At 55.6% G+C, this 26,567-nt stretch carries 23 protein-coding genes and 3 pseudogenes; 4 read left to right on the top strand and 22 right to left on the bottom strand.

Features of this window, described 5'->3' with window-relative positions; all coding sequences use genetic code 11:
- Window positions 1-134: 134 nt before the first annotated feature.
- Both dnaK and DW082_RS15520 read left to right on the top strand, forming a co-directional pair.
- Window positions 135-2,081, top strand: a complete 1,947-nt coding sequence (gene dnaK, locus DW082_RS11340) for a molecular chaperone DnaK (protein WP_081032614.1) — start codon at window positions 135-137, stop codon at window positions 2,079-2,081.
- 207 nt (window positions 2,082-2,288) lie between these two features.
- A complete protein-coding gene (locus DW082_RS15520; protein ID WP_118458702.1) occupies window positions 2,289-2,420 on the top strand; it encodes a helix-turn-helix domain-containing protein in 132 nt (43 codons plus the stop codon).
- 255 nt (window positions 2,421-2,675) lie between these two features.
- Here DW082_RS15520 and DW082_RS15525 read toward each other — a convergent pair.
- From DW082_RS15525 to DW082_RS11370, 5 genes and pseudogenes are all read right to left on the bottom strand, one after another.
- Window positions 2,676-3,686: pseudogene (locus tag DW082_RS15525) on the bottom strand (TolC family protein).
- Window positions 3,687-3,782: 96 nt separating this feature from the next.
- Window positions 3,783-4,003: pseudogene (locus DW082_RS15530) on the bottom strand (biotin/lipoyl-binding protein); the annotation flags it as partial.
- Between the two features lie 618 nt (window positions 4,004-4,621).
- Window positions 4,622-6,255: pseudogene (gene groL / locus DW082_RS11360) on the bottom strand (chaperonin GroEL).
- Between the two features lie 41 nt (window positions 6,256-6,296).
- Window positions 6,297-6,566, bottom strand: coding sequence for a co-chaperone GroES (groES, locus tag DW082_RS11365; RefSeq protein ID WP_055205230.1), 270 nt, complete (start codon window positions 6,564-6,566; stop codon window positions 6,297-6,299).
- 213 nt (window positions 6,567-6,779) lie between these two features.
- On the bottom strand, window positions 6,780-8,603 hold the full coding sequence (locus tag DW082_RS11370) for a DEAD/DEAH box helicase (protein WP_118458704.1): 1,824 nt from the start codon (window positions 8,601-8,603) through the stop codon (window positions 6,780-6,782).
- A gap of 281 nt (window positions 8,604-8,884) precedes the next feature.
- On the opposite strand from DW082_RS11370, the gene DW082_RS11375 reads away from it, so the two are divergent.
- Window positions 8,885-9,439 carry an NUDIX hydrolase gene (locus DW082_RS11375; protein ID WP_101573914.1) on the top strand — a complete coding sequence of 185 codons (555 nt, stop codon included), beginning with the start codon at window positions 8,885-8,887 and terminating at the stop codon, window positions 9,437-9,439.
- A gap of 15 nt (window positions 9,440-9,454) precedes the next feature.
- Here DW082_RS11375 and DW082_RS11380 read toward each other — a convergent pair whose 3' ends face one another.
- The 17 genes from DW082_RS11380 to DW082_RS11465 all read right to left on the bottom strand — a co-directional run bounded on the left by DW082_RS11380 (window position 9,455) and on the right by DW082_RS11465 (window position 24,878).
- On the bottom strand, window positions 9,455-9,946 hold the full coding sequence (locus DW082_RS11380; protein WP_118458706.1) for a hypothetical protein: 492 nt from the start codon (window positions 9,944-9,946) through the stop codon (window positions 9,455-9,457).
- Window positions 9,921-10,418 carry a transglycosylase SLT domain-containing protein gene (locus DW082_RS11385; RefSeq protein ID WP_118458708.1) on the bottom strand — a complete coding sequence of 166 codons (498 nt, stop codon included), beginning with the start codon at window positions 10,416-10,418 and terminating at the stop codon, window positions 9,921-9,923. The genes DW082_RS11380 and DW082_RS11385 overlap by 26 nt, the downstream gene beginning before the upstream one ends.
- Window positions 10,415-10,834 (bottom strand): phage holin family protein, encoded by a 420-nt coding sequence (locus tag DW082_RS11390; protein ID WP_055205235.1) that lies wholly within the window; start codon window positions 10,832-10,834, stop codon window positions 10,415-10,417. Before DW082_RS11390 ends, DW082_RS11385 begins: the two co-directional genes overlap by 4 nt.
- A gap of 11 nt (window positions 10,835-10,845) precedes the next feature.
- On the bottom strand, window positions 10,846-11,313 hold the full coding sequence (locus DW082_RS11395; RefSeq protein ID WP_118458710.1) for a hypothetical protein: 468 nt from the start codon (window positions 11,311-11,313) through the stop codon (window positions 10,846-10,848).
- 12 nt (window positions 11,314-11,325) lie between these two features.
- Complete coding sequence (locus DW082_RS11400) at window positions 11,326-12,549, bottom strand: phage portal protein (RefSeq protein ID WP_118458712.1); 1,224 nt, start codon at window positions 12,547-12,549, stop codon at window positions 11,326-11,328.
- Window positions 12,550-12,622: 73 nt separating this feature from the next.
- A complete protein-coding gene (locus DW082_RS11405; RefSeq protein WP_055205238.1) occupies window positions 12,623-13,159 on the bottom strand; it encodes a hypothetical protein in 537 nt (178 codons plus the stop codon).
- A 23-nt stretch (window positions 13,160-13,182) separates the two neighbouring features.
- Window positions 13,183-14,427: a hypothetical protein gene (locus DW082_RS11410; RefSeq protein WP_101573877.1), complete on the bottom strand. Its 1,245-nt coding sequence runs from the start codon at window positions 14,425-14,427 to the stop codon at window positions 13,183-13,185.
- A 70-nt stretch (window positions 14,428-14,497) separates the two neighbouring features.
- Entirely contained in the window at window positions 14,498-14,764 is a 267-nt protein-coding gene (locus DW082_RS11415) for a hypothetical protein (protein ID WP_118458714.1), read from the bottom strand.
- Window positions 14,765-14,847: 83 nt separating this feature from the next.
- Window positions 14,848-15,114 (bottom strand): hypothetical protein, encoded by a 267-nt coding sequence (locus tag DW082_RS11420; protein WP_118458716.1) that lies wholly within the window; start codon window positions 15,112-15,114, stop codon window positions 14,848-14,850.
- 20 nt (window positions 15,115-15,134) lie between these two features.
- Window positions 15,135-15,743 carry a hypothetical protein gene (locus tag DW082_RS11425; protein ID WP_118458718.1) on the bottom strand — a complete coding sequence of 203 codons (609 nt, stop codon included), beginning with the start codon at window positions 15,741-15,743 and terminating at the stop codon, window positions 15,135-15,137.
- 3 nt (window positions 15,744-15,746) lie between these two features.
- On the bottom strand, window positions 15,747-18,119 hold the full coding sequence (locus DW082_RS11430; RefSeq protein WP_118458720.1) for a hypothetical protein: 2,373 nt from the start codon (window positions 18,117-18,119) through the stop codon (window positions 15,747-15,749).
- A 3-nt stretch (window positions 18,120-18,122) separates the two neighbouring features.
- The gene (locus tag DW082_RS14585) at window positions 18,123-18,905 is read right to left on the bottom strand and encodes a hypothetical protein (protein WP_182424162.1); all 783 of its coding nucleotides are present in this window, start codon (window positions 18,903-18,905) and stop codon (window positions 18,123-18,125) included.
- A 217-nt stretch (window positions 18,906-19,122) separates the two neighbouring features.
- Window positions 19,123-19,554, bottom strand: a complete 432-nt coding sequence (locus DW082_RS11445) for a hypothetical protein (protein ID WP_055205245.1) — start codon at window positions 19,552-19,554, stop codon at window positions 19,123-19,125.
- Window positions 19,555-19,609: 55 nt separating this feature from the next.
- Window positions 19,610-20,383 (bottom strand): hypothetical protein, encoded by a 774-nt coding sequence (locus DW082_RS11450; RefSeq protein ID WP_101573888.1) that lies wholly within the window; start codon window positions 20,381-20,383, stop codon window positions 19,610-19,612.
- 46 nt (window positions 20,384-20,429) lie between these two features.
- The gene (locus DW082_RS14590) at window positions 20,430-20,585 is read right to left on the bottom strand and encodes a hypothetical protein (RefSeq protein WP_182424163.1); all 156 of its coding nucleotides are present in this window, start codon (window positions 20,583-20,585) and stop codon (window positions 20,430-20,432) included.
- A 555-nt stretch (window positions 20,586-21,140) separates the two neighbouring features.
- Window positions 21,141-21,761, bottom strand: a complete 621-nt coding sequence (locus tag DW082_RS11460; protein ID WP_118458728.1) for a ribonuclease HII — start codon at window positions 21,759-21,761, stop codon at window positions 21,141-21,143.
- A gap of 21 nt (window positions 21,762-21,782) precedes the next feature.
- The gene (locus DW082_RS11465) at window positions 21,783-24,878 is read right to left on the bottom strand and encodes a DUF2723 domain-containing protein (RefSeq protein WP_118458730.1); all 3,096 of its coding nucleotides are present in this window, start codon (window positions 24,876-24,878) and stop codon (window positions 21,783-21,785) included.
- Between the two features lie 145 nt (window positions 24,879-25,023).
- Here DW082_RS11465 and cysS point away from each other — a divergent pair, with 145 nt between their 5' ends.
- Complete coding sequence (gene cysS, locus DW082_RS11470; protein WP_118458731.1) at window positions 25,024-26,490, top strand: cysteine--tRNA ligase; 1,467 nt, start codon at window positions 25,024-25,026, stop codon at window positions 26,488-26,490.
- Window positions 26,491-26,567: the final 77 nt, after the last annotated feature.

Raw genomic sequence — 26,567 nt, forward strand, 5'->3', positions numbered from 1 at the left:
CATGTCCGACAATCGAAACCTCTTTGGCAGTCGGCAGCGGCCAAACCGCCCGTTTTGCCGCTTGGCATAAAGATTGATAAATCAAGTTCGAAAACAAAAAATTCAGCATAAAACAACTAAACGAGATAACGACTATGGGAAAGATTATTGGAATTGACTTAGGTACTACGAACTCCTGCGTTGCCGTGATGGAGGGTAACGAACCCGTGGTGATCCCCAACAGCGAGGGACGCCGCACGACACCTTCGATCGTAGCGTTCGTGGACAACAACGAACGGAAAGTGGGCGACCCCGCCAAACGGCAGGCGATCACCAACCCGCAGCGTACGATCACGTCGATCAAGCGTTTCATGGGCGAGACTTACGATCAGGTCGGCAAAGACATTGAACGGGCGGCTTACAAAGTGGTCAAAGGCGACAACAACACCCCGCGCATCGATATCGACGGCAGACTCTATACCCCGCAGGAAATCTCCGCGATCGTCCTGCAAAAAATGAAAAAGACCGCCGAGGATTACCTCGGCACCGAAGTATCCGAAGCCGTCATCACCGTTCCGGCCTACTTCTCCGACTCGCAACGCCAGGCTACCAAGGAAGCGGGCGAAATCGCCGGTCTGAAAGTGCGCCGTATCATCAACGAACCGACGGCCGCAGCGCTGGCCTACGGCCTGGATAAGGCGAACAAGGATATGAAGATCGCCGTATACGACCTCGGAGGCGGCACGTTCGATATTTCGATTCTGGAACTGGGCGACGGCGTATTCGAAGTGAAATCGACCAACGGCGACACGCACCTCGGAGGCGACGACTTCGACCACGTGATTATCGACTGGATGGCCGACGAGTTCAAAAAACAGCATAACATCGACCTGCGCAAAGATCCGATGGCCCTGCAGCGTCTGAAGGAGGCCGCCGAGAAGGCGAAGATCGAACTGTCGAGCTCGACCTCGACCGAGATCAACCTGCCGTACATCATGCCGGTGGACGGGATTCCGCAGCACCTGGTAATGACCCTGACGCGCGCCAAATTCGAACAACTGGCCGACAGATTGATCCGCGCGACGATCGAGCCGTGCAAAAAAGCGATGGCCGACGCCGGACTGAGCAACAGTCAGATCGACGAAGTGATCCTGGTAGGCGGTTCGACCCGTATCCCGGCGATCCAGAAAGTGGTCGAAGAGTTCTTCGGTAAAACGCCGTCCAAAGGCGTCAACCCGGACGAAGTGGTCGCTATCGGCGCCGCCATTCAGGGTGGCGTGCTGACCGGCGAAGTGAAAGACGTGCTGCTGCTCGACGTGACCCCGCTGTCGCTGGGAATCGAAACGCTCGGCGGCGTATTCACCCGCCTGATCGACGCGAACACCACGATCCCGACGCGCAAGAGCGAAGTCTTCTCGACCGCAGCCGACAACCAGCCGTCGGTGGAGATCCACGTGTTGCAAGGCGAACGCCAGATGGCCCGCGACAACAAGACGATCGGACGGTTCCACCTGGACGGCATTCCGGCCGCACCGCGCGGAGTACCCCAGATCGAGGTGACGTTCGACATCGACGCGAACGGCATTCTGAACGTATCGGCCAAAGACAAAGGCACCGGCAAGGAACAGAAGATCCGGATCGAAGCGTCGTCCGGCCTGACCGAACAGGAGATCCAGAAGATGCGCGACGAGGCGAAAGCCAACGAGGAGAAAGATAAGGCCGAACGCGAACGCGTCGACAAGGTCAACGCCGCCGACAGCATGATTTTCTCGACCGAAAAGCAGCTCAAGGAGTACGGCGACAAGATCCCGGCTGACAAGAAGGGCGCCATCGAAGCCGCCCTCGGCAAGTTGAAAGACGCGCACAAATCGCAGGACATTGCCGCCATTGACTCGGCGACGACCGAACTGAACAACGCATGGCAGGCCGCTTCGCAGGACATCTACAACGCACAGCAGGCCGCCGGAGCATCGCAGGCGAACCCGGGCGCCGACGCAGGCGCGGATGCGGGCGCAGGCTCCGCTTCGGGCAGCGCGGGCGCCGGAGCCGGACAAACCTCGAACGACAACGTGACCGACGTGGATTTCGAAGAAGTGAAGTAAGGTCAAACAATCATCAATAACGAAGTGGAGCGTATCTCAACGAGTTACGCTCCACTTTTTTTATTCGGATTAACCGTGGGGATACTTATTTTGACGTGATTTATCTACCTGATTCATGAATTGATGTTAAAGTGATAAAAAAGATGAAACATTCCGCAGTAAAAAACATGCTTTGAAAAAAGGAAGCAAGACGACAAGCCATTGTTAATGGAGCCGAGGGGGCGTCAGTTCTTATCGGTGATTCAGGTTTACAACAAATACAATATTTCCAAGCCCACGTTATATAGATGGATTAGGCAGGGGAAGATCAAGGTGCGCGTAATCTCGGAGAGAGAATGACACTGATAGATGTCACGTAAATAAAGGCTCCTTGGGATATTCGTAAGAGCCCATTTGAAGAAGAAATGCCTCCAAACTCATTTATGACTTCAAAAACTTTCTGTTGACAGCTCCGCAAGGAGGCGATAAAAAGGGGTAACGTAGTCTCAAAATTCGGCGGCAACACATTTTGAACTACATCCCAAAAGTTTTGTGTCTAACTTTTGGGATGTAGTTTCTTTATGAAATGTATATTTGAGGATAGACTTAAAACAGTCACTCTTCACATCCTCCACCCAGTGCCTGATAGAGACTGATAAGCCCCTGTATCTCAGTGATGCGGTTGGCTACTTGTGTCAGTTGGGCGCTCAGGAGGCTTTGCTGTGCCGTCAGTACCTCCAGATAGGTCGTATTGCCGTACTGCATGGTAAGGGAAGTGCTCTTATATGCTGTCTGCAAGGATTCCACCTGTTTCTCGTACAGTGCCGACTTGTCACGCGCCGTCTGATATTGTGTCAAGGCGTTGTTCACCTCGGTTCCGGCTTGCAAAAGTGCCTGCTGGAAACTGAGCTGAGCTTCTTCCTGCTGGGCCTTGGCTGGCTATTTTCAACTGTTCGGTAAGTTGCCCTCGTGCAAAGAGCGGTTGTGGGAGCGAACCTACCGCCGAGGCGAGGAACTTTCCGGGATTGACAATCGTACTCCCTGCCGAATTTGCCCCCCCCCCGCGCTTCCGCTCAGTGTTATGGATGGATAAAAAGCGGAACGCGCCTGGTTTGCGGCATAAAATGCCTGTTCCAAGGAGCGTTTCGCAGCCCGGACATCCGGACGGTTTGACAACAGTTGGACTGGAATGCCGGTAGAAAAGCTTGTAGGTATATTTAAGGTGTCTAACTTGCCACGTTCTATGGTATGAGGAGTGGAAGCCAACAACAACGACATACTGTTTTCGACTTGATTGATTTGTTCTTTCAGGTCAAGTACGGAGGCGCACACGCTGTAATAAGCGGCTTCCATCTGCGACACGGCAGAGTTATCCGCTCTTCCGGCGTTCATCAGGGCGCGGGTGGCATCAGCCGATTCCTTCCACGATATTTTCGTCTGCTCTGATATTTCGAGCTGGGCGTCGAGCATCAGCAACGTGTAATATGTATTGGCGATTCCGGCTATTACCTGCGTGCGTACGGCTTGTCTGTAATCCTGGCTCTGTGCATACAATGCTTGCGACTGTCGCTTGGCGTTACGTAACTTACCGAAAATATCTATCTCCCAACTGGCGGTAACAGGCACCGAGTAGGTTTTGGCAGCCTTGCCGCCGTCGAAGCTGCTTATTGTCCTTGCGGGGAGAGATACAGAGAGGGGAGATATGCCAACTTCGCTGACAATCTCCAGATTGACCTGTGAGATGACTTTCTGCGCATAGAGTTCCTTGCTGCTGTTGAAGTTCAGTTCTACTGTTTTCAGGTTCGCTCTGGCTGCCGCCACGTCCGCCGTTGCTGTCCGCAGGGCCGCTTTATAGGGCACTTGGTCGATGATGAAGAGAACTTGTCCCGGCGCACTTTCTCGCCTTCGCTTACGCACAGACGTTCGATAGTGCCTGATACTTGACGCCATCAGCATTGCACAACCGGTCAAGCCGATTAATTTTAGCCATTTTTTGTCCATTTTCTGATTTTGTGTGCGAAATTATCAAATGTACAGTAGACAACAGTGTTCCGAAATGCTTATGTTGTGTTCTGTATATTCGAATAAGCCAGCGAATAAGAATAATAATCAGTCAGGAACTACGAGACAGTTATTCATCAAGATTTTGCATTATTATATCTGATAAGTTTGACCGATCCGGAGAAAAAGGACTATCGGTAGAAAAAACAACCTTTTTACATATTTCACATGGTTTTAAAAAGGTTGCCATAGGCAAGAGGCGTTCTCGTATGTCTATTCCGCTTTTTGCTCAGTTCTTTGTTCATGTCACGGCTGCCCGTCATGGAAAAAGGAAACCTTTCCGCCGCCATAAGGCATGATGAAACGAATATGGGGATATTCGTGGTATCCTGTTGAATGTCAAATCGCAGATGGTTTTGGTAACATCTGCGATCATCCCGTAATCGGTAAGGGGAAATTTTTCCGTCCGGTCGAAAAAGTTGAAGCGTACGCGGTTCCGGAGGCAGACATAAAAAAATCCCCGGCTGCAAAGCCGGGGATTTTTCCGTTTCGCCGGGCGATTACATCATTCCGCCCATACCGCCCATGCCCTGCGGCATCGCTGCCGGAGCTTCGGGTTCTTTCTTGTTGACCAGTACGCATTCGGTCGTCAGGAACATGGCTGCGATCGAAGCTGCATTTTCCAGCGCGACGCGGGCCACTTTCGTCGGGTCGATGATACCGGCCTTGAACATATCTTCGTATTTGTCGGCGCGGGCGTTGTAGCCGTAAGCTCCCTTGCCTTCTTTGACGTTGGCGACCACTACCGAGCCTTCGCCGCCGGCGTTGGCTACAATCTGGCGCAGCGGTTCTTCGATCGCGCGTTTCACGATCTGGATACCGGTCGTTTCGTCGTCGTTGTCGCCCTTCATCTTTTCGAGAGCTGCTACGGCGCGGATGTAGCTACGCCGCCGCCCGGGATGATGCCCTCTTCTACGGCGGCGCGGGTTGCGGCCAGCGCATCGTCCACGCGGTCTTTCTTCTCTTTCATTTCCACCTCGCTGGCAGCGCCGACATACAGTACGGCCACGCCGCCGGCCAGTTTGGCCAGACGCTCGGCGAGTTTTTCCTTATCGTAATCCGAAGTCGAGATTTCCATCTGCTTGCGGATCTGTGCGACGCGGTTGGCGATGGCTTCCTTGTTGCCAACGCCGTCTACGACGGTCGTGTTTTCTTTGGTGACGATCACCTTGTCGGCCGAACCCAGCATGTCGAGCGTAGCCTGATCCAGGCGGATGCCGCGTTCTTCGGAGATCACCGTACCGCCGGTCAGGATGGCGATGTCTTCGAGCATCTCTTTACGACGGTCGCCGAAACCCGGAGCTTTCACGGCGGCGATCTTCAGCGTGCCGCGCAGTTTGTTGACAACCAAGGCTGCCAGCGCTTCGCCGTCGACGTCTTCGGCGATGATCACCAGCGAACGTCCGTTCTGTGCGGCGGGTTCGAGCACGCCCATCAGCTCTTTCATCGTCGAAACCTTCTTGTCGGTAATCAGGATCAGCGGCTTTTCGAGCACTGCTTCCATTTTTTCGGAATCGGTGATGAAGTACGGAGAGATGTATCCGCGGTCGAACTGCATCCCTTCTACTACGTCTACGTGCGTTTCGGTGCCTTTGGCTTCCTCTACGGTGATGACGCCTTCTTTATTCACCTTGCCCATCGCTTCGGCGATCAGCTTGCCGATCGCGTTGTCGTTGTTGGCCGAAATCGTGGCTACCTGTTCGATCTTGCTAATGTCGCCGCCCACTTCCTGGCTCTGCTTGCGCAGGTTTTCGACGACGGTTCCGACCGCTTTGTCGATACCGCGTTTCAGATCCATCGGGTTCGCGCCTGCGGTTACGTTCTTCACGCCTACGCCGACAATGGCCTGCGCCAGCACGGTAGCCGTCGTGGTGCCGTCGCCGGCATCGTCGGCCGTCTTCGAGGCCACTTCCTTGACCATCTGGGCGCCCATGTTGGCGATCGGGTCTTCGAGTTCGATCTCTTTGGCTACGGTCACGCCGTCCTTGGTCACCTGCGGAGCGCCGAATTTCTTATCGATTACAACGTTACGTCCTTTCGGGCCGAGCGTTACCTTCACAGCGTTTGCCAGCGCGTCGACGCCTTCCTTGAGTTGTTCGCGCGCTTCGGTATTGTATTTAATCTCTTTTGCCATAATCTTGATTGTTTGAATTGGGTTTATACTGAGTTGAACGATTAGATGATGGCGAGGATGTCGCCCTGTTTCATGATCAGGTAGTCTTTACCGTCGATGTTGATCTCGGTGCCGGCGTATTTGCCGTAAAGTACCTGGTCGCCCGTCTTCACTTCCATCTTCACATCGGCCGTTCCGGGGCCTACGGCGATCACTTTACCTGCGAGGGGTTTTTCTTTGGCTGTGTCGGGGATGAACAATCCGCCGGCCGTTTTCTCTTCTGCGGGATTGGGTTCGATCAGAACCCGGTCTGCTAATGGTTTAACTTTCATAACGTCGTTATTTTTTTAAGTTTGTTAATGTTTGGTTTTCATTTGCCGTTTCCGGTGGACATTCCTTTTACGGAAACGTTCCATTCTTTTACACATAATATGCCAAACGGGAAATGTCAGGTTTTCGAACGAAAAAACTGACAAAGGAGTCCTTTCTCTGTCAGTTTGCCCTGTCACTTTGACATGAATGGCCGTGTGTTTTCGGTATGCGCGTTACCGTTTGCCGCGTTTCTTACCGCCGGCCCGTTTGTCGAAGCCCGCTTTGCCGCCCCAGCCGGCTGCCGGATTGACCGCATCCCACTGGACGTTGTTCCAGTCGAAGTCGTTTTTTCTCGGATTTCCGCCGGATTTGCGGGCGGCGTCCCTGCGTTCCGTTTTCCGATCCTCTTTCCGCGCGCCTTTGCGCTTCTCTTTCCGGAAGTCCCGTCCCGAACGTTCCCTGTTTTCGCCGGAATCGCCGTCTTTGGCGAGTTCTGCGATCGGGCGTCCTCCGCGGTTGATGTCGTTGAGCTGGCGGATCGCCTGCCGGGCGTCCGAGAACGGCACGGTTACGAACGAATAGCTATCCATCACCCGTACGTCGTCGATCTTGTTGTCCGGCAGCCGACACTCGCGTTTCAGCATGTCGGTCAGTTTGCGGGCGTCGAAACCGTCCATTTTGCCGATCGAGATGAACAGCCGCGCCGTTCCTTTGCGGTCGACGTTGATCGAACGGATTTCGGGGTAGCTGCTCTCTTCGAGTTCGTTTTTGAACGCCAGTTTCAGCAGGGCCGCCAGCGCCACTTCCGGGTCGAGGTTTTGCAGCACCTCGCCGGCCATTTCGGTATATTTGCGGTACGACTCGCTTTCGACGATTTCGATCAGGTCGTCCTTGATCTTGGTCTTTTTGATCTCGACGACGTCCTGCGCCGACGGCAGGGCGACTTTCTTGATGTCCACTTTGATTTCCCGTTTCAGCGAACTGAACTGCCGGTATTCCGAATGCGAGATGAACGTGATCGCCGTACCGGTATTGCCGGCGCGGCCCGTGCGGCCGATCCGATGCACGTAGGATTCAGTGTCCTGCGGCAGCGAATAATTGATCACGTGGGTCAGGTTGTTGATGTCGATCCCGCGCGCCGCCACGTCGGTGGCTACCAGTATATTGGCCAGCTTTTTTTTGAATCGTTTCAGGATTTTTTCGCGTTGTACCTGCGAAACGTCGCCGTGCAGTCCTTCGGCCGCATACCCGCGTTCGGTCAGCTTGTTGACCACTTCGTCTACGCCGATCTTGGTGCGGCAGAAGACGATCCCGTAAAATTCGGGTTCGACGTCGATGATTCGCGTTAGCGCGTCGAATTTGTCGCTGTCGCGCACTTCGAAGTAGATCTGGTCGGTCAGTTCGGTGGTGACTTCTTGTGCCGGTACGCGCAGGATTTCCACGTCGCGCATGTATTTTTTCGACAGGCGGATGATCCGTTCGGGCATGGTCGCCGAAAACAGCAGGATGCGGCGGTAGTCGTTCGTATTGGACAAGATTTCTTCGACGTCTTCGATAAAGCCCATATTGAGCATTTCGTCCGCTTCGTCGAGGATCAGGTATTTCAGGGCCTTGATGTCCAGCGTGCCGCGACGCAGGTGGTCGAGGATGCGGCCGGGCGTGCCGACTACGACATCGATGCCTTTGCCCAGACGCCGCAGTTGTTCGGTCATCGAAGCTCCTCCGTAGATCGGCGAAATGACGAGTTTGCGTTTGGCGTTGAACGACAGGATTTCTTCGGTAACCTGCAGGGCCAGTTCGCGGGTGGGAACCAGAATCAGCGCCTGGGTCGCTCCTTTCTGCGGGCGCAGTCGTTCGAGGATTGGCAGGCCGAAAGCGGCGGTTTTACCGGTGCCGGTCTGGGCCTGTGCGATGATATCGTTTGTTTTTTCGTCGTCGAGCAGAACGGGGATCGTGAGTTTCTGGATCGGAGACGGGGTTTCGAAGCCTTTCGCTTTAATGGCTTCGAGGGTGACGTCGGTCAGTCCGAGCGCTCCGAATTCTTCTAATTGAACCATGTATATGTATAGTTATTGTGGTGTAAAATATGACCGACATGTAAATTTTTTAGGTCATGGCGTCAGGGCGACGCAATTCCGATACAAGTGACAAATCATAAATTTGCGGCAAAGATACGTAAATAAATGGAAAACCGCGACAAATTTTGTTTTTGTCGCGGTTTTCCTCTCAGTATCACGTTTTTTGTTCCGGACTTACCGGTGTCTGTCCGATTTCTTGAAATCGTTTTGCGGCCCGGAAAATTTTGAGTAAACTTGCCGTTGCGTTTAAAGAGTGTAAAATGTCCGAAGAGAAAAAAGTGAAAGTATTGCAGAGCGAGTATCTTTTCAACCGTCCGTGGCTTACGGTGCGCAGGGAATCCATCGTGCTGCCTAACGGGAATCCGGTTCCCGAATACTACGTTCTCGAATATCCGGAATGGGTGAATACGATTGCGATTACCCGCGATCGGAAGTTCGTTTTCATTCGTCAGTACCGGCACGGTCTGGGGTGCGCCTTGATGGAACTGTGTGCCGGGGTTTGCGATCCGGAGGATGCCTCGCCGCTCGCCGCCGCCCGACGGGAGTTGCTTGAGGAGACCGGTTACGGCCGTGGAACGTGGCGCGAGCTGATGACCGTTTCGGCCAATCCGTCTACGCATACCAACCTGACCCATTGTTTTGTCGCCGAGGATGTCGAACCCGTTTCGGAGCAGCATCTCGAAGCGACCGAAGACCTGACCGTGCACTTGCTTTCACAGGACGAGGTCCGTGATCTGCTGTTGACCGACCGGGTCAAACAAGCGTTGCATGCGGCTCCGCTTTGGCGGTATTTTGCCGAGAATCGCTTGCTTTAGAATTTCGATCCGGTTTTACAATAACCGTTTTCCGATCGAACGGAGCGCCAGCCACAGTGCGACCAGCCCGATCGCATACAGTGCAATTCGTCCGGCGGAGGATTTTTTTACGGTTTTCGCAATCTCCGTTTGCGATTCCGTCCGGCGGAGTCGTACGGATTGCGCCGTTTTTTCCTGTTCTTCTTTTTTATTGACCGAGGTGCTGTGTCTGATACCTCGTACGCGGGTGACCCGTTTGATTCCCGCCGGTATCCGTCGCATCGTATCGGGGACGGTGTCGCGGCCTTTCAAAACGTATTCGGTACGGACGATCTCCCAGTTTTCCCAGTCGTCGGTCAGTTGTTCCGCAACCTTGTCTTTTTCCGATCGGACGGTCGCCGTCGTGTCGCGCAGCGACTGCCGGTCGTGCGATTGCAGGTTCCTGCTTGTCCTGCAGCCGCTCCCTGCGACCGTCGCCGTCAGCAGTACCGGCAGACCGCATTTAAAAAAGGTACGGATGCAGCGCATCGGGAATCAGCGATTTCAGTTTTGCTCGGAATTCGCCGACGGTGATCCTATCGTCTCCGTCAGTGTCGAAAATCGGGTTCTGCCGGGCGATCACACGGGCCGGCAGCCGCCGGGTCTGTAGGACGTACCCGTCCGGTTTGCCGATGGCGGCCGGGAAAAAACAAGCCAGATAGAGGTCTGCGAACGTCCGGCAGTGTGCAGCATAGGGCCTGAAAAACAGTTCGACGTAATCGAGCTGTTCTTCCCCGGTCATTTTCAATAGTTTTTCTGCGGTCGTTCCGAGTCCTTCCGCCGTAGCCGGCATGAACTGGATCAACCCGACGGCCCCGCCGCGCGGATTCCGCGCCGAGGGATCGAGGCGGCTTTCGCTCCACATGATCGCCATCAGGTGATCCGGGTTGACGCCGAGTCGGGCCGCGATTTGTTTTACTTTACCGGCGAATGCCGGCGGGACTTTGTTTTCGTAGATCATAGCGAATCTTTTTCGAGTTTTCGGTCGATTTCCTGTTTCATGTATTTTTTTAGTTTCCGGAATAGCGGGTGTTCCGATATTTCGGCTGCATTCTCCAGGTAGCTCCACAGCTCCACGCCGCAGACGAATCCTGTGAACAGGTTGGCCAGGCGCAGCCCTGCGAACGGGAGGATGCAGGTGTCGATCAGCCACGTCATCGCGATGCCTACCGTGACGAAGACCAGCTTGTAGACGGTTCTCCATGCCTTGTCGCTTTCGAAGGCCCACGGGCGTTTCATGCGTCCGGCGCGTTTGTAGCTCGCCGCGACGCCCGTTGCGAAATCGACGCATACGAATGCCAGCGCGCAGCATACCAGCGGTTGCACCGGCGCGAACAGGGCCGCGACCGAAGAGATCGTTCCGATCATTTGTTTCATACGAGGCGTTTTTACAGAATGAATCCGCCTTTTATCAAGACCCGGCGGCGGATATTTTCTTTCGGGTCGTATTCCGGGAACATCGCCGGATTGTTTTCCACGTAGTCGATCGCCTTGTCCAGCAGCGTGTCGGCATCGTTGCGCGCCTGCCTGCGCAGCCGGTGCAGCCGGCTGTCCGGGACGGCTTCCGTGTAGGCGGATTTGTTCTGCCGGACGCCGGCCGCACCGATCGCGGCGCACTGTTCGTCTACCATCAGGTAGCGTACGTAGTAAGCCAGCGCGGGCTTTATATACGTCCGGCAAAAAGCCGCGTACGGTTCTTCGCCCAGTTTGTCGTACAGTTTGCCGAATACCGGGCGCAGGAATCCCAGTTGCGCCGTTTCGATTCGGGCCGGGACGATCATCCCTTCCGGAACGTATTCGTTCGACGGGAAGGCCGTTTCCAGCACTTCGGCGGCGGTAATCAGTAAGTCGGTCATGTCTTTGCGTGTTTAGTCGATGTTGCGGAGCGCGTATTTGGTGATTTGCGCCAGGTAGAGGTTCTGTTCCGGATCGTCCGGGTCGTAGTTCAGCCCGTCGTTTTTGCGGGCTTCCCACACTTTCATGTACAGCGGTTTCGATCGGGTGGGAGGGCGGTTGATGACTTGCAACGACGACGCCTCGCAGTGCAGACAGCGTTCGATGACCGTCCGGATCGGTTCCAGCAGTTCCTGCTGTTCTCCGAGAATCAGCGTGTTCAGGGCGATTTCATATTCGTGCAGGATGCGTTCGGCGTTGAATCCGGTCGTATAGTCCAGTCCGCTCAGCGACCGGAACCACGAATGTGCGACCACGATGTCCGACGTAGCCTGGTCGTGCAGCAGTTTCCAGTCTCCCTCGTTGGCCGAGGCGATGGGTACGAATTTCGAGTTGTCCGTCTCTTCGGTGTTTTTGACCATGAACATCACCTGTCCCGGTTTTCCGGCGAATCGTTTTTCTGCGGCCGAGATGATGTCGTAAGCGTCCTGTTCGTTATCCACGTCTCCGTCCAGCACCATGATGCCCGACAGTTGGAACGAGTTGTCCAACCGGCTGATGTTCCATTGGTCGGTCTTGTAGGCGATCGCCGATACGTTCAGTCCGGCGATGTAGGCCGGCAGTCCGTAGTGTTCGAACATCGGTTCGTAGTCTTTATAATGAACGATCGACCGCAGCGTCCCGTCCGGGGCCGGTTCGAATGCCGGGTAGAGCGGCAGCGATTTGGCCTGCTGCAATGTGAATGTGGTCCAGTCGTGGTGCAGCAAGATGTGCGTTCCGTCCCGTGCGACCCGGCACCGCGAGGCGTCCTGGTGGAACAGCGACAGGGATGTTTCGTCCGGGTCGGTCGCTATTTCGAGAAATGCGTTTCCGAACAGCGATTTGTCGAATGCCAGTTTATTGAGGATCACGCGCAGCGATTCTCCGGCCCCGTTCGCCCGTTCCGCGATGGCCGCCAGCGTTCGGCGTTCCGGATCGCAGGTGAATCCTTTGCCCGAGATGTAATCCGCTTTGTCGTTGATGATTCTCCGGTGTGTGGGCGACCGGCGCGACATCAGCGCCAGGGCATTCGGGAACAGGTTGTCCGATCCCCATCGCCAGTAACGTTCGTTTCCCGCCTTGTCGGGGCCGGCCGCTGCGAACGGATTGACCGTATTCCCGCGCACATACAGGTTTCTGGATGTATTTTTCGTTTTCATCGGAATGAGTTTTTTTCAACGGGAAACAGGAGAGCGTTCGTTGCCGGCTCCCGTTTCCCGTTGGTTTCGATTGCTATCCGGCTGCGGAGAACAGCGTTTCCATATCCCCGAAGAACGGTTTGGCTTTCGAAACGTCTTGGCTGCGCAGCGTGATGACTTCGTTCGTTCCTTCGGCAAGCTGTTTTCCGGTCGTTCCGTTGGCCGAAACGAGTCTCAGTGGCCGTTCTTTTTCGAACTCGACGGAGTAGCCCACCAAGAACGAATCCCCGTTCGGAGTCGTCAGCAGGGCGATCAGCCCGTTGCGTGCGGCGTCGGCGATCGAGGTGATCGCCGGGGAGCTGTCGTTGCCCATCTTATCGAGCGTGAAGATCAGCTCGTGGGTGACGACCTGCGCCCCGTTGACGACCGAAACGGTCTCCCGGTATTCGGCTTCATCTTCCCGGAATTCGTATTTCGAAAAATAACAGTCTTCGTCGAGCCGGATCGCGGAGTATCCTTTCTCCGCGCTCGCGTAGGTCACTTCGGCCACGTCGCTCTGTTCGACCAGTCCGATCAGGCGGATCCCTCCGTTTCGTCGGCTTCTGGATCGGGCGTAATTTGACAATGACATAATCGGTCTGTTTTATCGGTTGATTACTGGATGATGAATTCTCCGCTCTCCCCGTTGAGGTAGGTGACGGTGCAGCGGATTTTGACAATACCGCTTCCGGTCAGCGTTCCGCCGAAAACGCCCTGTTCCCCGGTCAGCGGGACGGCTTCTCCTACCGGGCTGTCGTCGTTTGCGAGTCCCTGCGCCGTTAGGCTGTTCACGGCGCGGTATCCTTTTACGGTGATGCTGACCGCTCCGCCCGAAGCGTCGATGCCGTCCGAGGACAGTGTCGCGGAGATGCCTCCGACCGCCATCGAAACCATTTCGGGGAGCAGGTAGTCGCATCCGGCCATAAAGATGGCCCGTTGTCGGTTTTCCATCTGATCGGGATTGTACCACATCCGGATTTCGGTTCCCGGGAAGTCGGCCGTGTTGACCGCGATCGCCAGATTTCTACGGTCGGTGAGCAGCGCGAACGTCTGCGGCATGTCCCCGCACGTTTTCAGGTAAGGCGTTACTTGGATGTCGATTACCGGTATCCCTCGGTATGAGAGCGCTTCGCGTCCGTTTTGCTTGGCGAGATAAGCCGATTCGAGTACCACGTTATCGAGTTCTTCCTCGTATCTGGCATAGATATCCGACGTTACCAGATAAACCAGATTGCCTTGCGGTTTGAACGCTTTCAGAACTTCCGGCGCATCTTCCCACAGCTTCTTGAACACTTTTTCGGCAGCGTCGGTGTCGCTGTTGCCGGCAAAATTTTCCGGCAGGTAGAAGCAGGGTACGTCGTTTTCACCGGGCCCGCTGTCCGCGAGCAGGCGTTTGACGAATCCGTCGAAGGTTGCCAACTGCCCGTTGCGTTCGGTGTCCCCGAGCCACATCGTCGCACGGATGCTTTCCGCGACGGCTTCCCGGAACAGGGACGTTTCGGCGGCTTCCAGTTCCGTCCCGGACAGGTCGTCCAGGTTGACGTCGCTGCGTCCGGCAATCGTTTCGTAAACCATGTTGAAGTAGTCGTCGGCCGAGTATCCGACTTCCGCCTTTACTTTCGACAGTTGGATCTGCTTTTGAAATTTGGTTGCGCTTTCTCCTCCGTTCCAGCCGCTCGCCGTGTATTTTTGCAGGATGTCCCCCGCCCGTTTCCAGAATTGGAGCGTCGTCGGAACGGGGGTGTTGTACAGGATTTTGATGCCCAGGTCGACGGCGTCCGACCCGCTCAGCATCGGCCGAAAAAAGATCGTTTCGAGGTCGCGTCCGGTGTAGTTTTTAGGGTTTTCGATTTTTGCCATAATTTTTATAGTTTACAAAAATGTTTTAGTGTTCTTTTATAAAGTAAATATTACTTTACGCAGTCCGGCCTTATCGTCTGAAATTGCGTAGATCGCTGTCGTAGGCCGCCTGGTTGGCCGAACGGGGTGTTTCCGTCGGGGATGGGTCTTCGTGCGGAAGCGTTCGGGTCGCCGTTACCGTTTGTCCGGCGGCCGTCTCTTCGGCCGGCGTGTCGGCTGGTTTCGCCAACGCTTCGTTCAGCGTTTCCAGTTGTTTGTCGCTCACCCCGTTCTCCGTGTCGGAAGCGAGGCCGAGCCTGCCCAGTAGGGCGTTCCATTGTTCTCGGATCGTTGTCATGGTTGATTGTTTGGTGGTTTGTATGGTGCTGCGAAGGTACGCGGTTCGTCACGGAAATTTTTTCTACGAAAACCGACTTTTCGTTACAGGTTTACGTCGGTATAGTAGTACATGCATTTGCGCACGTATTCGTAGGTGCAGGCGAATTGTTCGGACGCCATCCACATCGCGTCGATCTTTTTCATCCCGTTCTTTTGCAGTGCGGCTACGAATTCCCGGATCGTCAGTACTTTGCACAGCGTGATGTCGATCACGCCGATTCTGGCCAGTTTCTCGACCAATTGTTGCGGAGCGAGCTCTCCGAACCGTATGCCGATCATGCGGATCAGTTCTTTTTCGTAACGTGTCATATTTTCCGGATTTATGGCTTTCAGAAAGATGCTTGTTCCACGACGCTTTTAACGGCCTGCTGCGCTTCGGTGATGTCCGATTCGAGCACGTACACTCTCAATTCCGACAACCGTTCGTTTACGGTTTCGCGGATTGCGCGGCGCGACTCTTCCGACAGCCGGGAGGAACCGCGCTCATCGTCGTTCCCGCTTCGTTGCGGGTACGGTGACGTTTCGTTTTGCGATCCGTATCCCGACCCGTTTTGCCGACGGGTCGGATCGACCGGTTTCTGGATTGCCGGAAACGGTTCGGTCGCAGGTGCGTAAGCCGCCGTCGCCTGTCCGTATCCGGAATGCTTCGTTTCGGGACCTGCGGGGTTGAAAGCCGTTTCCGTTTCGGGATCGGTTTGGCGGGAAATCGCTGCCGGGAGTCGCTTTTCACCGGGAACTTCCGTTCCGGCGAACGGCTGCGGAACGCGGCTTTCCCCGTTCGGAGATTTTCCGTCCGTTATCCGCGAGATGCCGCTGTCTTTTTTTCCGGATGCCGTTTGCCGTCGGTCTTCGCCGGCCGGGTCTGCCGACGCTTCCCGCAGCCGCCGGGCGAGCCACAGCTCGTCGTCCCAGAAGATTCGATAGGGTTCTGTGTTCATGGATTATACGTTTTTTAGAAAAATGCATTTCGTAGATTGTCCTCCAGCGGGATTGTAGTCGCAGATCTCTTCGAGCCGGCATAGCAGCGTTTCCCCGGCGATCGTCAGCCGGAACAGGGCTCTGAAATCGTGACACAGCGTATTCGGAACGATCAGCGGTTCGATGTCCTTCGGCTTCAGATACAGGTATAGCGTGATTCTCCGTCCCCGGTTGTATAGCTCCACCGCTTTGTCGTAATATCGGTGCAATCCGTCCGCTCCGTCCCGGTCTTCGAAACAGAGTGTGAACGGCTGTTCCCCCTGCGGATCGTGGAACGCGATTTTGGGGTACTGGCTGTCGTACGACGGCCATCCCCACGGATGTCCGTCCAGCGCGGTCATGCCGCAGTACCGGACGATTTTCGGTGGGAAATTCAGGTTTTCATTCTCTTCCGCGTTACCGCTGCGGTCGCGGTCGCCGACCTGGGCGAGCGAAGCTTCCGGCGCATCGGGATACTCGCCGGTTTTGTTCAGGGTCGGCGTGAAGATCGGGTTGCTGTAAATTTGTTCACCTTCTTTGGCGAACCGGTTCAGGATCGGTGCGCTCCAGCGTCCCAGGATCTCTTTGTGGGACTCGTCCCACCGGGCTGCGCTGCCGTCTCCTGGCTGGTAACGCAGCGTGAAGTGCTGCGCCAGGTCTGCGCCGGGTTCTTCGACCGCGACGGGCCGGCTGCGGTCGATTTTTTCGCTCCAATCCACGACGACGTCGTTCCGGTAGAATGTTTCGCGCGGTTCCACATAGAGCGTCCTGGTCAGCGTGTCGGAGTAGAAATAGAGATTGAACAACTGTTTCAATGCATTGATCAGCGCGATCTGCCGGATCTCGTGCGCCGCGACGTCGGCAAATCCGATGGTCGTCCCTTCGCACGGATGCGGCATGAAAACGGGCCTGAGCGTCGTCTCCCGGCCGAGTGTCAGCTCCATGCCTTCGTCCGCTCCGCCGAAATGGAACCGGTGGAAATAGCGGGGGGTCGACGGAGATGCCGTCGCTGCCGAACTTCTGACCGTCAGTTCGATGTCGATTTGTCCGGTTTCGGCGACATAGCCGTCGTACAGCGCCCAGTCCCCGGTGAACGGCAGGTAGGTGCCGCCCGACTGGATCCATAACCGGGGATTGGATATCGTCTGTCCGGTTTGCGGTTCGATTAGGGTGCTCCGCGACGAAAAGGTTTTCACGATGGAGGTTGTTCCGTCCGTTGCGAGTTCGTGGGTAAACCGGTATGTGTTCGCTTCGGCGTGGTCGAAGACGATCAGCCGGTAGCTCCATCCGTCGCGATACGTTTCTCGCCGGTCTTCGTTGCGGTTGGTCACCTGGTAGCGGTGTTCGATGTTGTCGTCGAGGTAGACCCGGTCGAAGCATTTCAGGGCCGTCCGGCTGGCGATCCGGTAGTCCGAACGGTAACGGAGCCGGTATTCGAATCCTACGGCTACGCTCTCCGTCGGGTAATAAGCCGCCCGCTGCCCGTCTTTCCGGAAGCAGCCGTTGCGGTTGTAGACGCCCGCCACGGAAACTCCGTCGGAGATGTCGTCCGGATCGGCCGTGTCGACGATGTTCCCGACCGACGAGATCGTGGTCAGCGGATCGGCGTAAACCCTGCCGAACCGGTCCGCTACGGCCGTTGCATCGGCGAACCGTCCGGCGAGGAATCCCATCCGTTCGGCCAGCGGTTCGACTTCTTTTTCCGGATAGCGCCCGCTGATGTACAGCGCCCGGAAAAATGCGCTGTCCATGAACGTCGACGCGACCGTATAACCTCCTGCGGCCGCGATCGCATCGACCAGCGCCCGTACGTTCAAGAACGGATGGTAGTCCGTAAAGGTCAGCATCCGAACGCCCTGCTGAACGGTGTCGGATGTTACGGCGAACCGATCGCGCTGCACGGGGAAAAAACGCACCGGTTCGTCCCATGTCCAGCTTTGTTTGACCATGTCCGCCGTGATCGTATGTTCAAAAGCGATCCCGATTTCATTGAACATCTCCGCCGCCGCTTTTTGCACCCACTCTTTGCCGGCCCCGATGATGTTGATTCGGTACCATCCCTCTCCTGCCGGCGTACTTTCGCACCGGGTCATCATCGGGGAGCCTTCGAGTACCGTGCAGCCGTCCGCTTCGATGCGTGCCGTATGCGGCTGCTGGTTGAACTGCTCGGCCGCGTGTATCTCTTCCGGGTTGCCGAACAGCAGTCGGTTGCGTGCGGTCATCGGCACGCGGATCGTTTTCGAGTATCCCGTCCTTCCGGTTTCGATTTTGGTGATCGAGGCGATTCCGAGCGAAATCGACACGGCGGTCGTCTGGTCGGTATCGGCCTGTTTGCCGTCGATAAACAGTTTCATCATGGTTTACTGGTGTTGGTAGATTTCCCGGGCGCTTTTGCGGACGGTCAATTGCAGTTGCGAGAGCGTTTCGGACACGGTCGTTACCGTTTCGGTCAGGACGTCCAGCGGGACGAACGCATAGTTCTGCTCCATCCACACTCCGGGCGCTACGGCGATTCCGCTCAGCCATTCCATCGTTTCGCGGTTGACGAAATCGGAGGCCAGCGATAGCCTGTTTTCCCGGCTACAACCGGTCGTGCGGTAGCCGTCGGCCGTGTATACGCGCTCTTTGCGGATGTCGTATCCGTTGCTCAGGACGCACCGCATCGTATGGTAGTCGATCTGGCCGTATCCGTTCCACCAGCATATTCGGACGTTCTGTTCGCCGGTCGGCGCTACCTGGTACCGCTGGCAGGCCATCTCTTCGTCCTCGCCGTCCAGGATGCGGACCGTTACGATTTCTCCTTCGGTCGGTTCTCTCAGTCCGGCAGCCCTGAGTTTCGCCCGCATGTCCGCCATTTTCAACCCGAATACGTGCAACCCGTCGGCATCGTTTTTCGTAGCCAGCGTGACCGGCGTCGCCGGAGTGCCCGCAACGACCGCGACCGCTTTCAGCGTTCCGCCTTCCGCGATGACGGCGATTTCGTCGCTCTCTTCCGGCCCGATCGTCCGGGTTTCCGGCGACGCCGATAGTTTTTCGTAGGATAGATCGTTCGTATCCCCGCGTTCAGCCGGGTCGTGCTGCGCGTGCTGCCCGATCCGACCGTCAGGTTCACGATCCGTTTCGGCGGGGCGACGAACGTGCATTGCACGGTTCGCAGCGGGGCCACTTCGAACTGCCCCTGTGCGTAGCCGGCTACGTTCACGTCGTATACAGTCGACCCGTAAAGCCTTTTTCTGCCGATGATTCCGGTACCTGCGTGGTCGAAAATGTCGAGCTCCACGATTTCGTCGGCCGTTGCCGAAATCCGGAACAGCGCGTCCCGGTAAGCCGGGGAGTACGGCGCGGGGATTTTGGTGATTTTCATAGGGATTCGTCGGTTGAGGTTTGACAATCGTCCGTGCGGACGTCGAATTCCACCCGCAGCGATAGTTCTCCCTGTCGGGTCAGCGTGAATTCGGCCGGAGCCATCGAGATGTTTTCCGTGCAAAAGACGTTTTGCTGCGGGGTCAGCCGGTCGGTGAGCCGTAGGGCATCCCGTTCCAGCCCGTCCCATACCCTATTTTTTGCGGATTCGTCGAATTTGCGGTTGCATTGCATCAGCTGCAGTACGACGCGGTAGGTAATCTTCCGTTCCCGCCTTCCTTCGACACGGCTCGTTTTCGGCGGCGACAGCCATACGGCCGGAAATTTCAGCGCGCATTCGTTCATGCGGTACTCGAAGCCTTCGTAAAAGTGATAGCCGAGTTTCTCGGCGGTTTTTCGGATCAGGGCCGAAAGTTGATTTCTGGGCATTTTGAGTTTGTTTTACAGGATGTTTTTTCATCGAAATCGTCCGGAAAAGAGCCGTTTATCCGTTCATTTTAATGCGGCTCTGCACGAGATCCATAAAATCGTGGCAATTCATTCGGCGTACCGGCTCGATCTCGTCGATCCGGAAATGTCCCGCCCACAGCAGCAGCTCATTCCAGGTCGGTCCTTCGCGTCCGGTCTTTTCCCCGTTCGTCCGGGGAGTTTCGTAGCAGAGCGGGTAATTGCGTTTCAGGTAGCGGTGTGCTTGCCGGAGCATGTCGTAAAGGCGCAGAACGATGTCCATCGGCAGTTTTTTCATGCTCCAGGCCCGATGCCGGCATGTCTGTTCCCGGTAGGGTTCACCTTCGGGACGGCAGAGTATCGCGACGACGAGCGGGGCGTACCGCCATTTGTCGCACAGGTACAGGTCGGTCGCTTCGCACAGTTCGACGGCCGTCGTATGCGCTAGCGGTACGACGCTGCCGTCGGGATCGACTGCCGGAGCGGGAAACAGCATCCGTATTCCGTTCCAATCGAAACCGTCCGTACTGTCGTTTCCGTCCGGATTCTCCGGAAATGGCGGCGGAAACCCGAAAAAACGTTCGCCCAGGCAGTCGGCGAACTGTTTTCGCTGCCGGCCGTCGATCTTCCGAACGGTTCCCGGATCCACTCCGCAAATGCGCTCCAGTACCCGCTCCGCTTTCCGTTCCGTTGCAGAAGTGCCGACCGTCTGCCCGGCATATTCCGCCAGCGTAAAAAACTGTTCCCAGCCGATTTCGTTCCATGCGGAAGGGCACGGATAGCTCCGATTGTCGATCGTTACGGTGGTCATGTGTCGATAACTCCGTTTTTAGTGTGTATAATCTGTTAATAGACGGTTAGCTGATATACAACGACAGCACTTTTTCCAGCTCTTTCAACTCCCGGACAACGCTTTTTGCACGGTTGTTCGACATTTTCTGTTGCATCCGGAAACGGGCCAGCCGTTCGACGGCTTCTTCCGCCTGCCGGATAGAGTCGATTGCTTCGGTCATCAGTCGATATGAATCTGTATCGGTTTTGTTTTTAATAGGTTGCGATTCGATCGGTTGGCTGATTCCGGCTTCCGATCCGGTTGTTCGGACTGCTTGCGACATGGGTTTCTGATGGTTTTGATTCGGGTTATCGACAGACTGTGCGGGACAGAACCGGTGAAGAGTGTTCATAACCTGAAACGAAATGTCCCGAATTGCAATCGATAACTCCCCGAAATGTTAATAAATAATTCGATAGAATATGGAATAAGCGAGCGGCGTTTCGTTCTCCGTTCCTCCGACCGGCGCGTTTGCCGTTTCCGTTCGGAAAAGTGCCCGGTCCGGGCCGTCGCTGTACAAATATAGAACGCCGCCTCCCCCTTTGTCAAGAGAGAGACGGCGTTTTTTTCAAAAAAACAGGAATTTTAGAGAGGCTCCGGTTTTTTATTTGATATGTAAGATGCGTTTAACCAGTTGCTTTTATTCTGTGTGAAGAAATTAATTATTGAAATAAAAAAATCGGCAAAAAGATCAATTTTTGAATCTTTCGATAGTCGTTTCACATTTTATCGTTGTTCATTTTTGGTTTTCGGCCGGTCGCTCGAACAGTCGCAACTGTTCGAATTCGTGGTTGAACGACATGCGGTGGTATGGCGACAGACCGTATCGCATGACCGCTTCCCTGTGTTCCCGGGTCGGATATCCTTTGTTTTTCTGCCAGTTGTATACCGGATATTCCTCGGCGATCCGCATCATGTAGTCGTCGCGGTAGGTTTTGGCCAGCACCGAGGCCGCAGCGATGGACGCATACGTCGCGTCGCCTTTGACGATGCAGCGGTACGGAATATCCAGCGTTGTCCGGAACCGGTTTCCGTCGATCAGCAGCAACTGTGGTTTCACCGATAGTCGTTCGACGGCGCGGGACATCGCCGCGAACGAAGCGTTCAGGATGTTGATCCGGTCGATTTCTTCCGGAAAAACCATCTCTACGGCCCAGGCTACGGCTTCCCGTTCGATAACGTCCCGTAACAAGTAGCGGTTTTTCTCGCTCATCTGTTTCGAGTCGTTCAGCAGCGGATGGTTCCATTCCGGCGGCAGGATAACCGCGGCGGCGGCCACCGGTCCTGCCAGCGGCCCCCGCCCGGCTTCGTCGCAACCGGCCTCGACCAGTTCGTGCTGTGAGCAGGTTTTCAGCATCTCCCTCGGCGGTCGGTAGGTTTATTGGAGTAGCGTCCCGTTGTCCGTGTCGATGGGCGTAACGGTTGGCGTTTCCTGCTTTTTATCTTCCACGATTCCTTTGTCGATGAGGTACTGTTCGATCTGCCGGGCTTGCCCGGTCTGTCCGAACATGCCCGCGATCTGATAAAGGTCGTAGAGGTATTCTGCGTTTTCCTTCACGTCCCGTAGAGTCAGGTCTTTGTATTTCCCTGTAAAGCGCAGGTAATAGGTAATGTTTTCCTCCAGGTTTTTCGCATATTCTTCCAGCACCTCGTTTCCCTTGTCGAAAGCTCCGGCCATATAATAGGCCTCGATGATCGGAACGGTCGACATGTAGTTGTGCCGGATCTGGCTGAACGGGATCTTCCGGATGCCGGTATCCAGCACTTCGATCGCCCGCGTCGTGTCGCCCTTTTCCAGCAGGGCCTTCGCCAGCCGGGCGTACAGCGTCCGCGCCTGCGTCGAGTAGAAATTGTTATGTACCGTATAATCGGCATAGACCTTCGGATCGTCGATGTTTCCGTAGGAGAATTCGTTCATCAGCTTGTCGTACAAGTAATCCGCATCGACCCGTCCGATGTTGAGATAGTCCCCTTTGGTTGCGATCGGCACCAGCCGGTACACGAATCCGTCGACCTGCAGGTAATCTCTCAGTCCGAGTTCTCCGGGCGAAATGGCTTGCGTGAAATAGATCGGCCGTTTCCAGTCGAAGTGCGCCAGCAGATCGATCAGCATCAGCTGGTCGCGCGTGACGATGCTGCCTTTCAGGGTCAGGTAGATCGTGTCGACCATCAGGTGCGCGTCTTCCGGTTTAACGATGCCGCTGGCGATCGCGTTCTCCTTATTGACCGGGATCGCGATTTTCCGCGTCGGAATGTAGTCCCCTTCCGTTCCGAACGGCGTGGTCACTTTGGTGACCGGATCGTCGAGCCTGATCCATTCGTCGATCACCTGTTTCGCGGTGGCCGATTTGAATCGTTCTTTGATCGGCAGGTAATCGTTCCGGTAGGTGTATTTGTCGCGCGGCAGGGTGAACGGCACGGGATCGGAGTCGTTGCTCTTCAATTTCATCTGGTCTATGTACCAGTCGGCGCCCAGGTAGCTCATGTTCATCACGCGGACGTCGGTGCGCACCCCTTCGACTTCCTGTGCGTACCACAGCGGGAAGGTGTCGTTGTCTCCGTAGTTCATGATGATCGCGTTGGGCAGGGCCGATTTCAGGTAATTCATCCCGAAGTCGCGGGCTACGAAACGCCCGGCGCGGTCGTGGTCGTCCCAGTTTTTAGCGCCCAGCAGGGCCGGTACGATCGCGCCGATCAGCGTTGCCGCTACGGCCGTGTAGACGTGATCTCTCTTGAACCAGCGTTTGAACGCTTCGTACAGGGCCGGTACGCCGAATCCGATCCACATGCAGAACGCGTAGAACGATCCCGCGAAAACGTAGTCCCGTTCCCTCGGCTCGGCCGGCGGCGAATTCAGGTAGACGGCGATCGCCACGCCCGTCATGATGAAGAAGGCCATGACGACCGTAAAGTTTCTGCCGTCTCGGTTCAATTGGTAGATCAGCCCGATGATACCGAGGATGAACGGTAGAAAATAGTAGGTATTTCGTCCTTTGTTTGCCGCTTTCTCGCTCGGCAGGTGGTCCTGCGGGCCGAGGAACAGTTCGTCGACGGCGTTGATCCCGGAGAGCCAGTTGCCGTCCGTAATTTCGCCGGTCGACTGGATGTCGCTCTGGCGTCCTACGAAATTCCACAGGAAGTACCGCCAGTACATGAAGTTCATCTGATAGGCGAAAAAGAATTTCAGGTTCTCTGCGAACGTAGGCACGGTAATCGTTTCATCGCCGAACGGGATTTGACGTCCTTTGATCTGCACCCAGTTCTGGTAAGCCTTGATGTCGGACGGTTTTTCCGAGTACATGCGCGGAAAGAAGAATTCGAACTGCGGATCGTATTCGTATCCGCCCAACGTCTGCGCCGATTCGTATTTCCCGCTGTCTCCCTTGTAATAGGCCGTTTTTTCTTTGTAAGCTATCGGAGGCGACGAATAGTAGGGACCTTTGACCAGCGGTCTTGCGCCGTACTGGTCGCGGTTCAGCAGCGACAGCAGCCCGTAGGGGTTGTTCGGCGCGTTGCTGTTCATCGGCGGGTTCGCCGCCGACCGGATCACGACCGAAGCGTACGAACTGTATCCGAGGATCACTACGGTCACGCACAACAGAATCGTGTTGGCCAGCACCTTTCCTTTTTTATGCGTAAGATAAACGCCCCATGCCAGCGCGGCGAACAGCGCGAAAGCGTAGAACGTGATTCCGCTGTTGAACGGCAGACCGAACGTGTTGACGAACAGCCTGTCGAACAGTGCGCCCAGTTGGATCGTTCCGGGAATGATGATGAACATGGCCGCCACGAGGATCGCGGCGGAAACCAGCAGCGCCTTGACGACTCCCCATTTGGTCACGCTGTATTTGCGGAAATAGTAGATCAGTACGATCGGCGGAATGATCAGTAGGTTCAGCAGGTGTACGCCGATAGCCAGCCCGGTAAGGTAGGCGATCAGGATCAGCCAGCGGTTCGCATGCGGTTCGTCGGCGACGTTTTCCCATTTCAGGATCGCCCAGAATACGATCGCCGTAAAAAACGAAGACAGCGCGTACACTTCGCCCTCGACGGCCGAAAACCAGAACGTGTCGGTGAACGTATAGGCAATGCTGCCGACCAGTCCGGCGCCGATCACGGCGATCGTCTGCGGCATCGACAGCTCGTTTTCTCTTTTACGCATCGCCCGGCGGGCCAGGTGCGTGATGCTCCAGAAAAGGAACATGATCGTGGCTCCGCTGGCCAGCGCCGACATCGCATTAACCATCAGGGCTGCATGCTGCGGCCCGGCGAACATCGTGAAGAAGCGCGATATCATCATGAACAGCGGCGCTCCGGGAGGGTGTCCCACTTCGAGTTTGTACGAGGTTGCGATGAATTCGCTGCAATCCCAGAAACTGGCCGTCGGCTCCATGGTCAGCAGGTAGACCATCGACGCGAAGACGAAGCAGAACCAGCCTCCGATCACATTGATTTTTTTAAAGGAATTGTTCATCAGATTTCTGTCGGTTATATTTTCAATGCCGTTTTTCGGGAAAACGTATAATCCCTGCAAAATTAGAAAAATAACGGAAGAAACCGCAATTTAGTCTGAACTATCGGAGAAAGTTTTTAATTTTGCGTTGTTAAAAAACGCAGCCATGAAATCGAATTTGTCTATCCATAATACCCTGACACGCAAAAAAGAGGCCTTTGTGCCGCTGAAAGCTCCGTTCGTGGGACTTTATGTCTGCGGCCCGACCGTCTACGGCGATCCGCATTTGGGGCACGCCCGTCCGGCCATTACGTTCGACCTGTTGTTCCGCTACTTGCGGGCGACCGGTTACAAGGTGCGTTACGTGCGCAATGTCACCGACGTGGGACATCTTGAGAACGACGCCGACGAAGGCGAGGACAAGATCAGCAAGAAAGCCCGGCTCGAACAGCTCGAACCGATGGAGGTGGCTCAGTACTATACCGACCGTTATCACGATGCGATGCGTCAGTTGAACGTCCTGCCGCCGAACATCGAACCGCGCGCTTCGGGCCATATCATCGAGCAGATCGCGATGGTGCGGACGATTCTGGATCGCGGTTACGCTTATGTCAGCAACGGCTCCGTTTATTTCGACGTCGAAGCTTATAACAGGAAGTTCCGTTACGGAAAGCTCTCCGGCCGCGTACTGGAAGACATGATGGCCAATACGCGCGACCTGGACGGGCAGGGCGATAAGCGCAATCCGTTCGATTTCGCGCTGTGGAAAAAGGCGGCTCCGGAACACATCATGCGCTGGCCTTCGCCGTGGAGCGACGGTTTTCCCGGCTGGCATATGGAGTGTTCGGCGATGAGCACCCGCTACCTGGGCGAACAGTTCGATATCCATGGCGGCGGTATGGATCTGATGTTTCCGCATCACGAATGCGAGATCGCGCAGAGCACGGCCGCCTGCGGTCACGATTCAGCCCGTTACTGGATGCACAATAACATGATTACGATCAACGGACAGAAGATGGGCAAGTCGCTCGGCAACTTCATCACGCTTGAGCAGTTGACTACGGGCGCCCATCCGCTGCTCGAACAGGCCTACTCCCCGATGACGATCCGTTTCTTTATCCTGCAGGCGCAATACCGCAGCACGCTGGATTTTTCGAACGAGGCGTTGCAAGCAGCCGAAAAGGGATACGAACGCCTGATGAAAGCCGTCTCGACTTTGAAAAAGATCAAGCCGTCTGAAGCGTCTTCCGTCGATATTTCGGACGTTGAAGCCCGTTGTACGGCGGCGATGGACGACGACCTGAATTCGCCGATGGTGATTTCCGAACTGTTCGACTGCGTTCGGACGATCAATCAGATTTACGACGGCAAGCAGACGATTTCCGCCGCCGATCTGGCCGAACTGCGACGGGTCGTTGATTTGTTCGTGTTCGATATCCTGGGGTTGCGCGACGATCTGGCCGGCGATAATTCGCAGATGCTCTCTTCGGTGGTCGACATGATCCTGAATATCCGGATGGAGGCCAAGAACGCCAAAGACTGGGCCACGTCGGATAAGATCCGCGACGGCCTGGCCGCGATCGGCATCAAGGTCAAAGACCGCAAAGACGGTTTCGATTGGGAGGCGGAGTAGGGGCGAAGAGAGACGCTTCCGGTATAGTCGTTCCCGCCGAAAACGCCTGCGCCGCCCGGATTATCCGGGCGGCGCAG

The sequence above is a fragment of the Alistipes sp. AF48-12 genome (genome assembly GCF_003477565.1).
Classification (GTDB): domain Bacteria; phylum Bacteroidota; class Bacteroidia; order Bacteroidales; family Rikenellaceae; genus Alistipes_A; species Alistipes_A hominis.

Excerpts from the sequence above, each read along its gene's own strand:
- DW082_RS14590 (WP_182424163.1), bottom strand. The coding sequence starts at position 20,585 with ATGACCGAAGCAATCGACTCTATCCGGCAGGCGGAAGAAGCCGTCGAA.
- DW082_RS11370 (WP_118458704.1), bottom strand. The coding sequence starts at position 8,603 with ATGGTTCAATTAGAAGAATTCGGAGCGCTCGGACTGACCGACGTCACC.
- DW082_RS11380 (WP_118458706.1), bottom strand. The coding sequence starts at position 9,946 with ATGCGCTGCATCCGTACCTTTTTTAAATGCGGTCTGCCGGTACTGCTG.
- DW082_RS11405 (WP_055205238.1), bottom strand. The coding sequence starts at position 13,159 with ATGTCATTGTCAAATTACGCCCGATCCAGAAGCCGACGAAACGGAGGG.
- DW082_RS14585 (WP_182424162.1), bottom strand. The coding sequence starts at position 18,905 with ATGCACGTTCGTCGCCCCGCCGAAACGGATCGTGAACCTGACGGTCGG.
- dnaK (WP_081032614.1), top strand. The coding sequence starts at position 135 with ATGGGAAAGATTATTGGAATTGACTTAGGTACTACGAACTCCTGCGTT.
- DW082_RS11430 (WP_118458720.1), bottom strand. The coding sequence starts at position 18,119 with ATGATGAAACTGTTTATCGACGGCAAACAGGCCGATACCGACCAGACG.
- DW082_RS11425 (WP_118458718.1), bottom strand. The coding sequence starts at position 15,743 with ATGAACACAGAACCCTATCGAATCTTCTGGGACGACGAGCTGTGGCTC.
- groES (WP_055205230.1), bottom strand. The coding sequence starts at position 6,566 with ATGAAAGTTAAACCATTAGCAGACCGGGTTCTGATCGAACCCAATCCC.
- DW082_RS11450 (WP_101573888.1), bottom strand. The coding sequence starts at position 20,383 with ATGACCACCGTAACGATCGACAATCGGAGCTATCCGTGCCCTTCCGCA.
- DW082_RS11375 (WP_101573914.1), top strand. The coding sequence starts at position 8,885 with ATGTCCGAAGAGAAAAAAGTGAAAGTATTGCAGAGCGAGTATCTTTTC.
- DW082_RS15520 (WP_118458702.1), top strand. The coding sequence starts at position 2,289 with ATGGAGCCGAGGGGGCGTCAGTTCTTATCGGTGATTCAGGTTTACAAC.
- DW082_RS11390 (WP_055205235.1), bottom strand. The coding sequence starts at position 10,834 with ATGAAACAAATGATCGGAACGATCTCTTCGGTCGCGGCCCTGTTCGCG.
- DW082_RS11460 (WP_118458728.1), bottom strand. The coding sequence starts at position 21,761 with ATGCTGAAAACCTGCTCACAGCACGAACTGGTCGAGGCCGGTTGCGAC.
- DW082_RS11465 (WP_118458730.1), bottom strand. The coding sequence starts at position 24,878 with ATGAACAATTCCTTTAAAAAAATCAATGTGATCGGAGGCTGGTTCTGC.
- DW082_RS11395 (WP_118458710.1), bottom strand. The coding sequence starts at position 11,313 with ATGACCGACTTACTGATTACCGCCGCCGAAGTGCTGGAAACGGCCTTC.
- DW082_RS11445 (WP_055205245.1), bottom strand. The coding sequence starts at position 19,554 with ATGCCCAGAAATCAACTTTCGGCCCTGATCCGAAAAACCGCCGAGAAA.
- DW082_RS11415 (WP_118458714.1), bottom strand. The coding sequence starts at position 14,764 with ATGACAACGATCCGAGAACAATGGAACGCCCTACTGGGCAGGCTCGGC.
- DW082_RS11385 (WP_118458708.1), bottom strand. The coding sequence starts at position 10,418 with ATGATCTACGAAAACAAAGTCCCGCCGGCATTCGCCGGTAAAGTAAAA.
- DW082_RS11400 (WP_118458712.1), bottom strand. The coding sequence starts at position 12,549 with ATGAAAACGAAAAATACATCCAGAAACCTGTATGTGCGCGGGAATACG.
- DW082_RS11410 (WP_101573877.1), bottom strand. The coding sequence starts at position 14,427 with ATGGCAAAAATCGAAAACCCTAAAAACTACACCGGACGCGACCTCGAA.
- DW082_RS11420 (WP_118458716.1), bottom strand. The coding sequence starts at position 15,114 with ATGACACGTTACGAAAAAGAACTGATCCGCATGATCGGCATACGGTTC.
- cysS (WP_118458731.1), top strand. The coding sequence starts at position 25,024 with ATGAAATCGAATTTGTCTATCCATAATACCCTGACACGCAAAAAAGAG.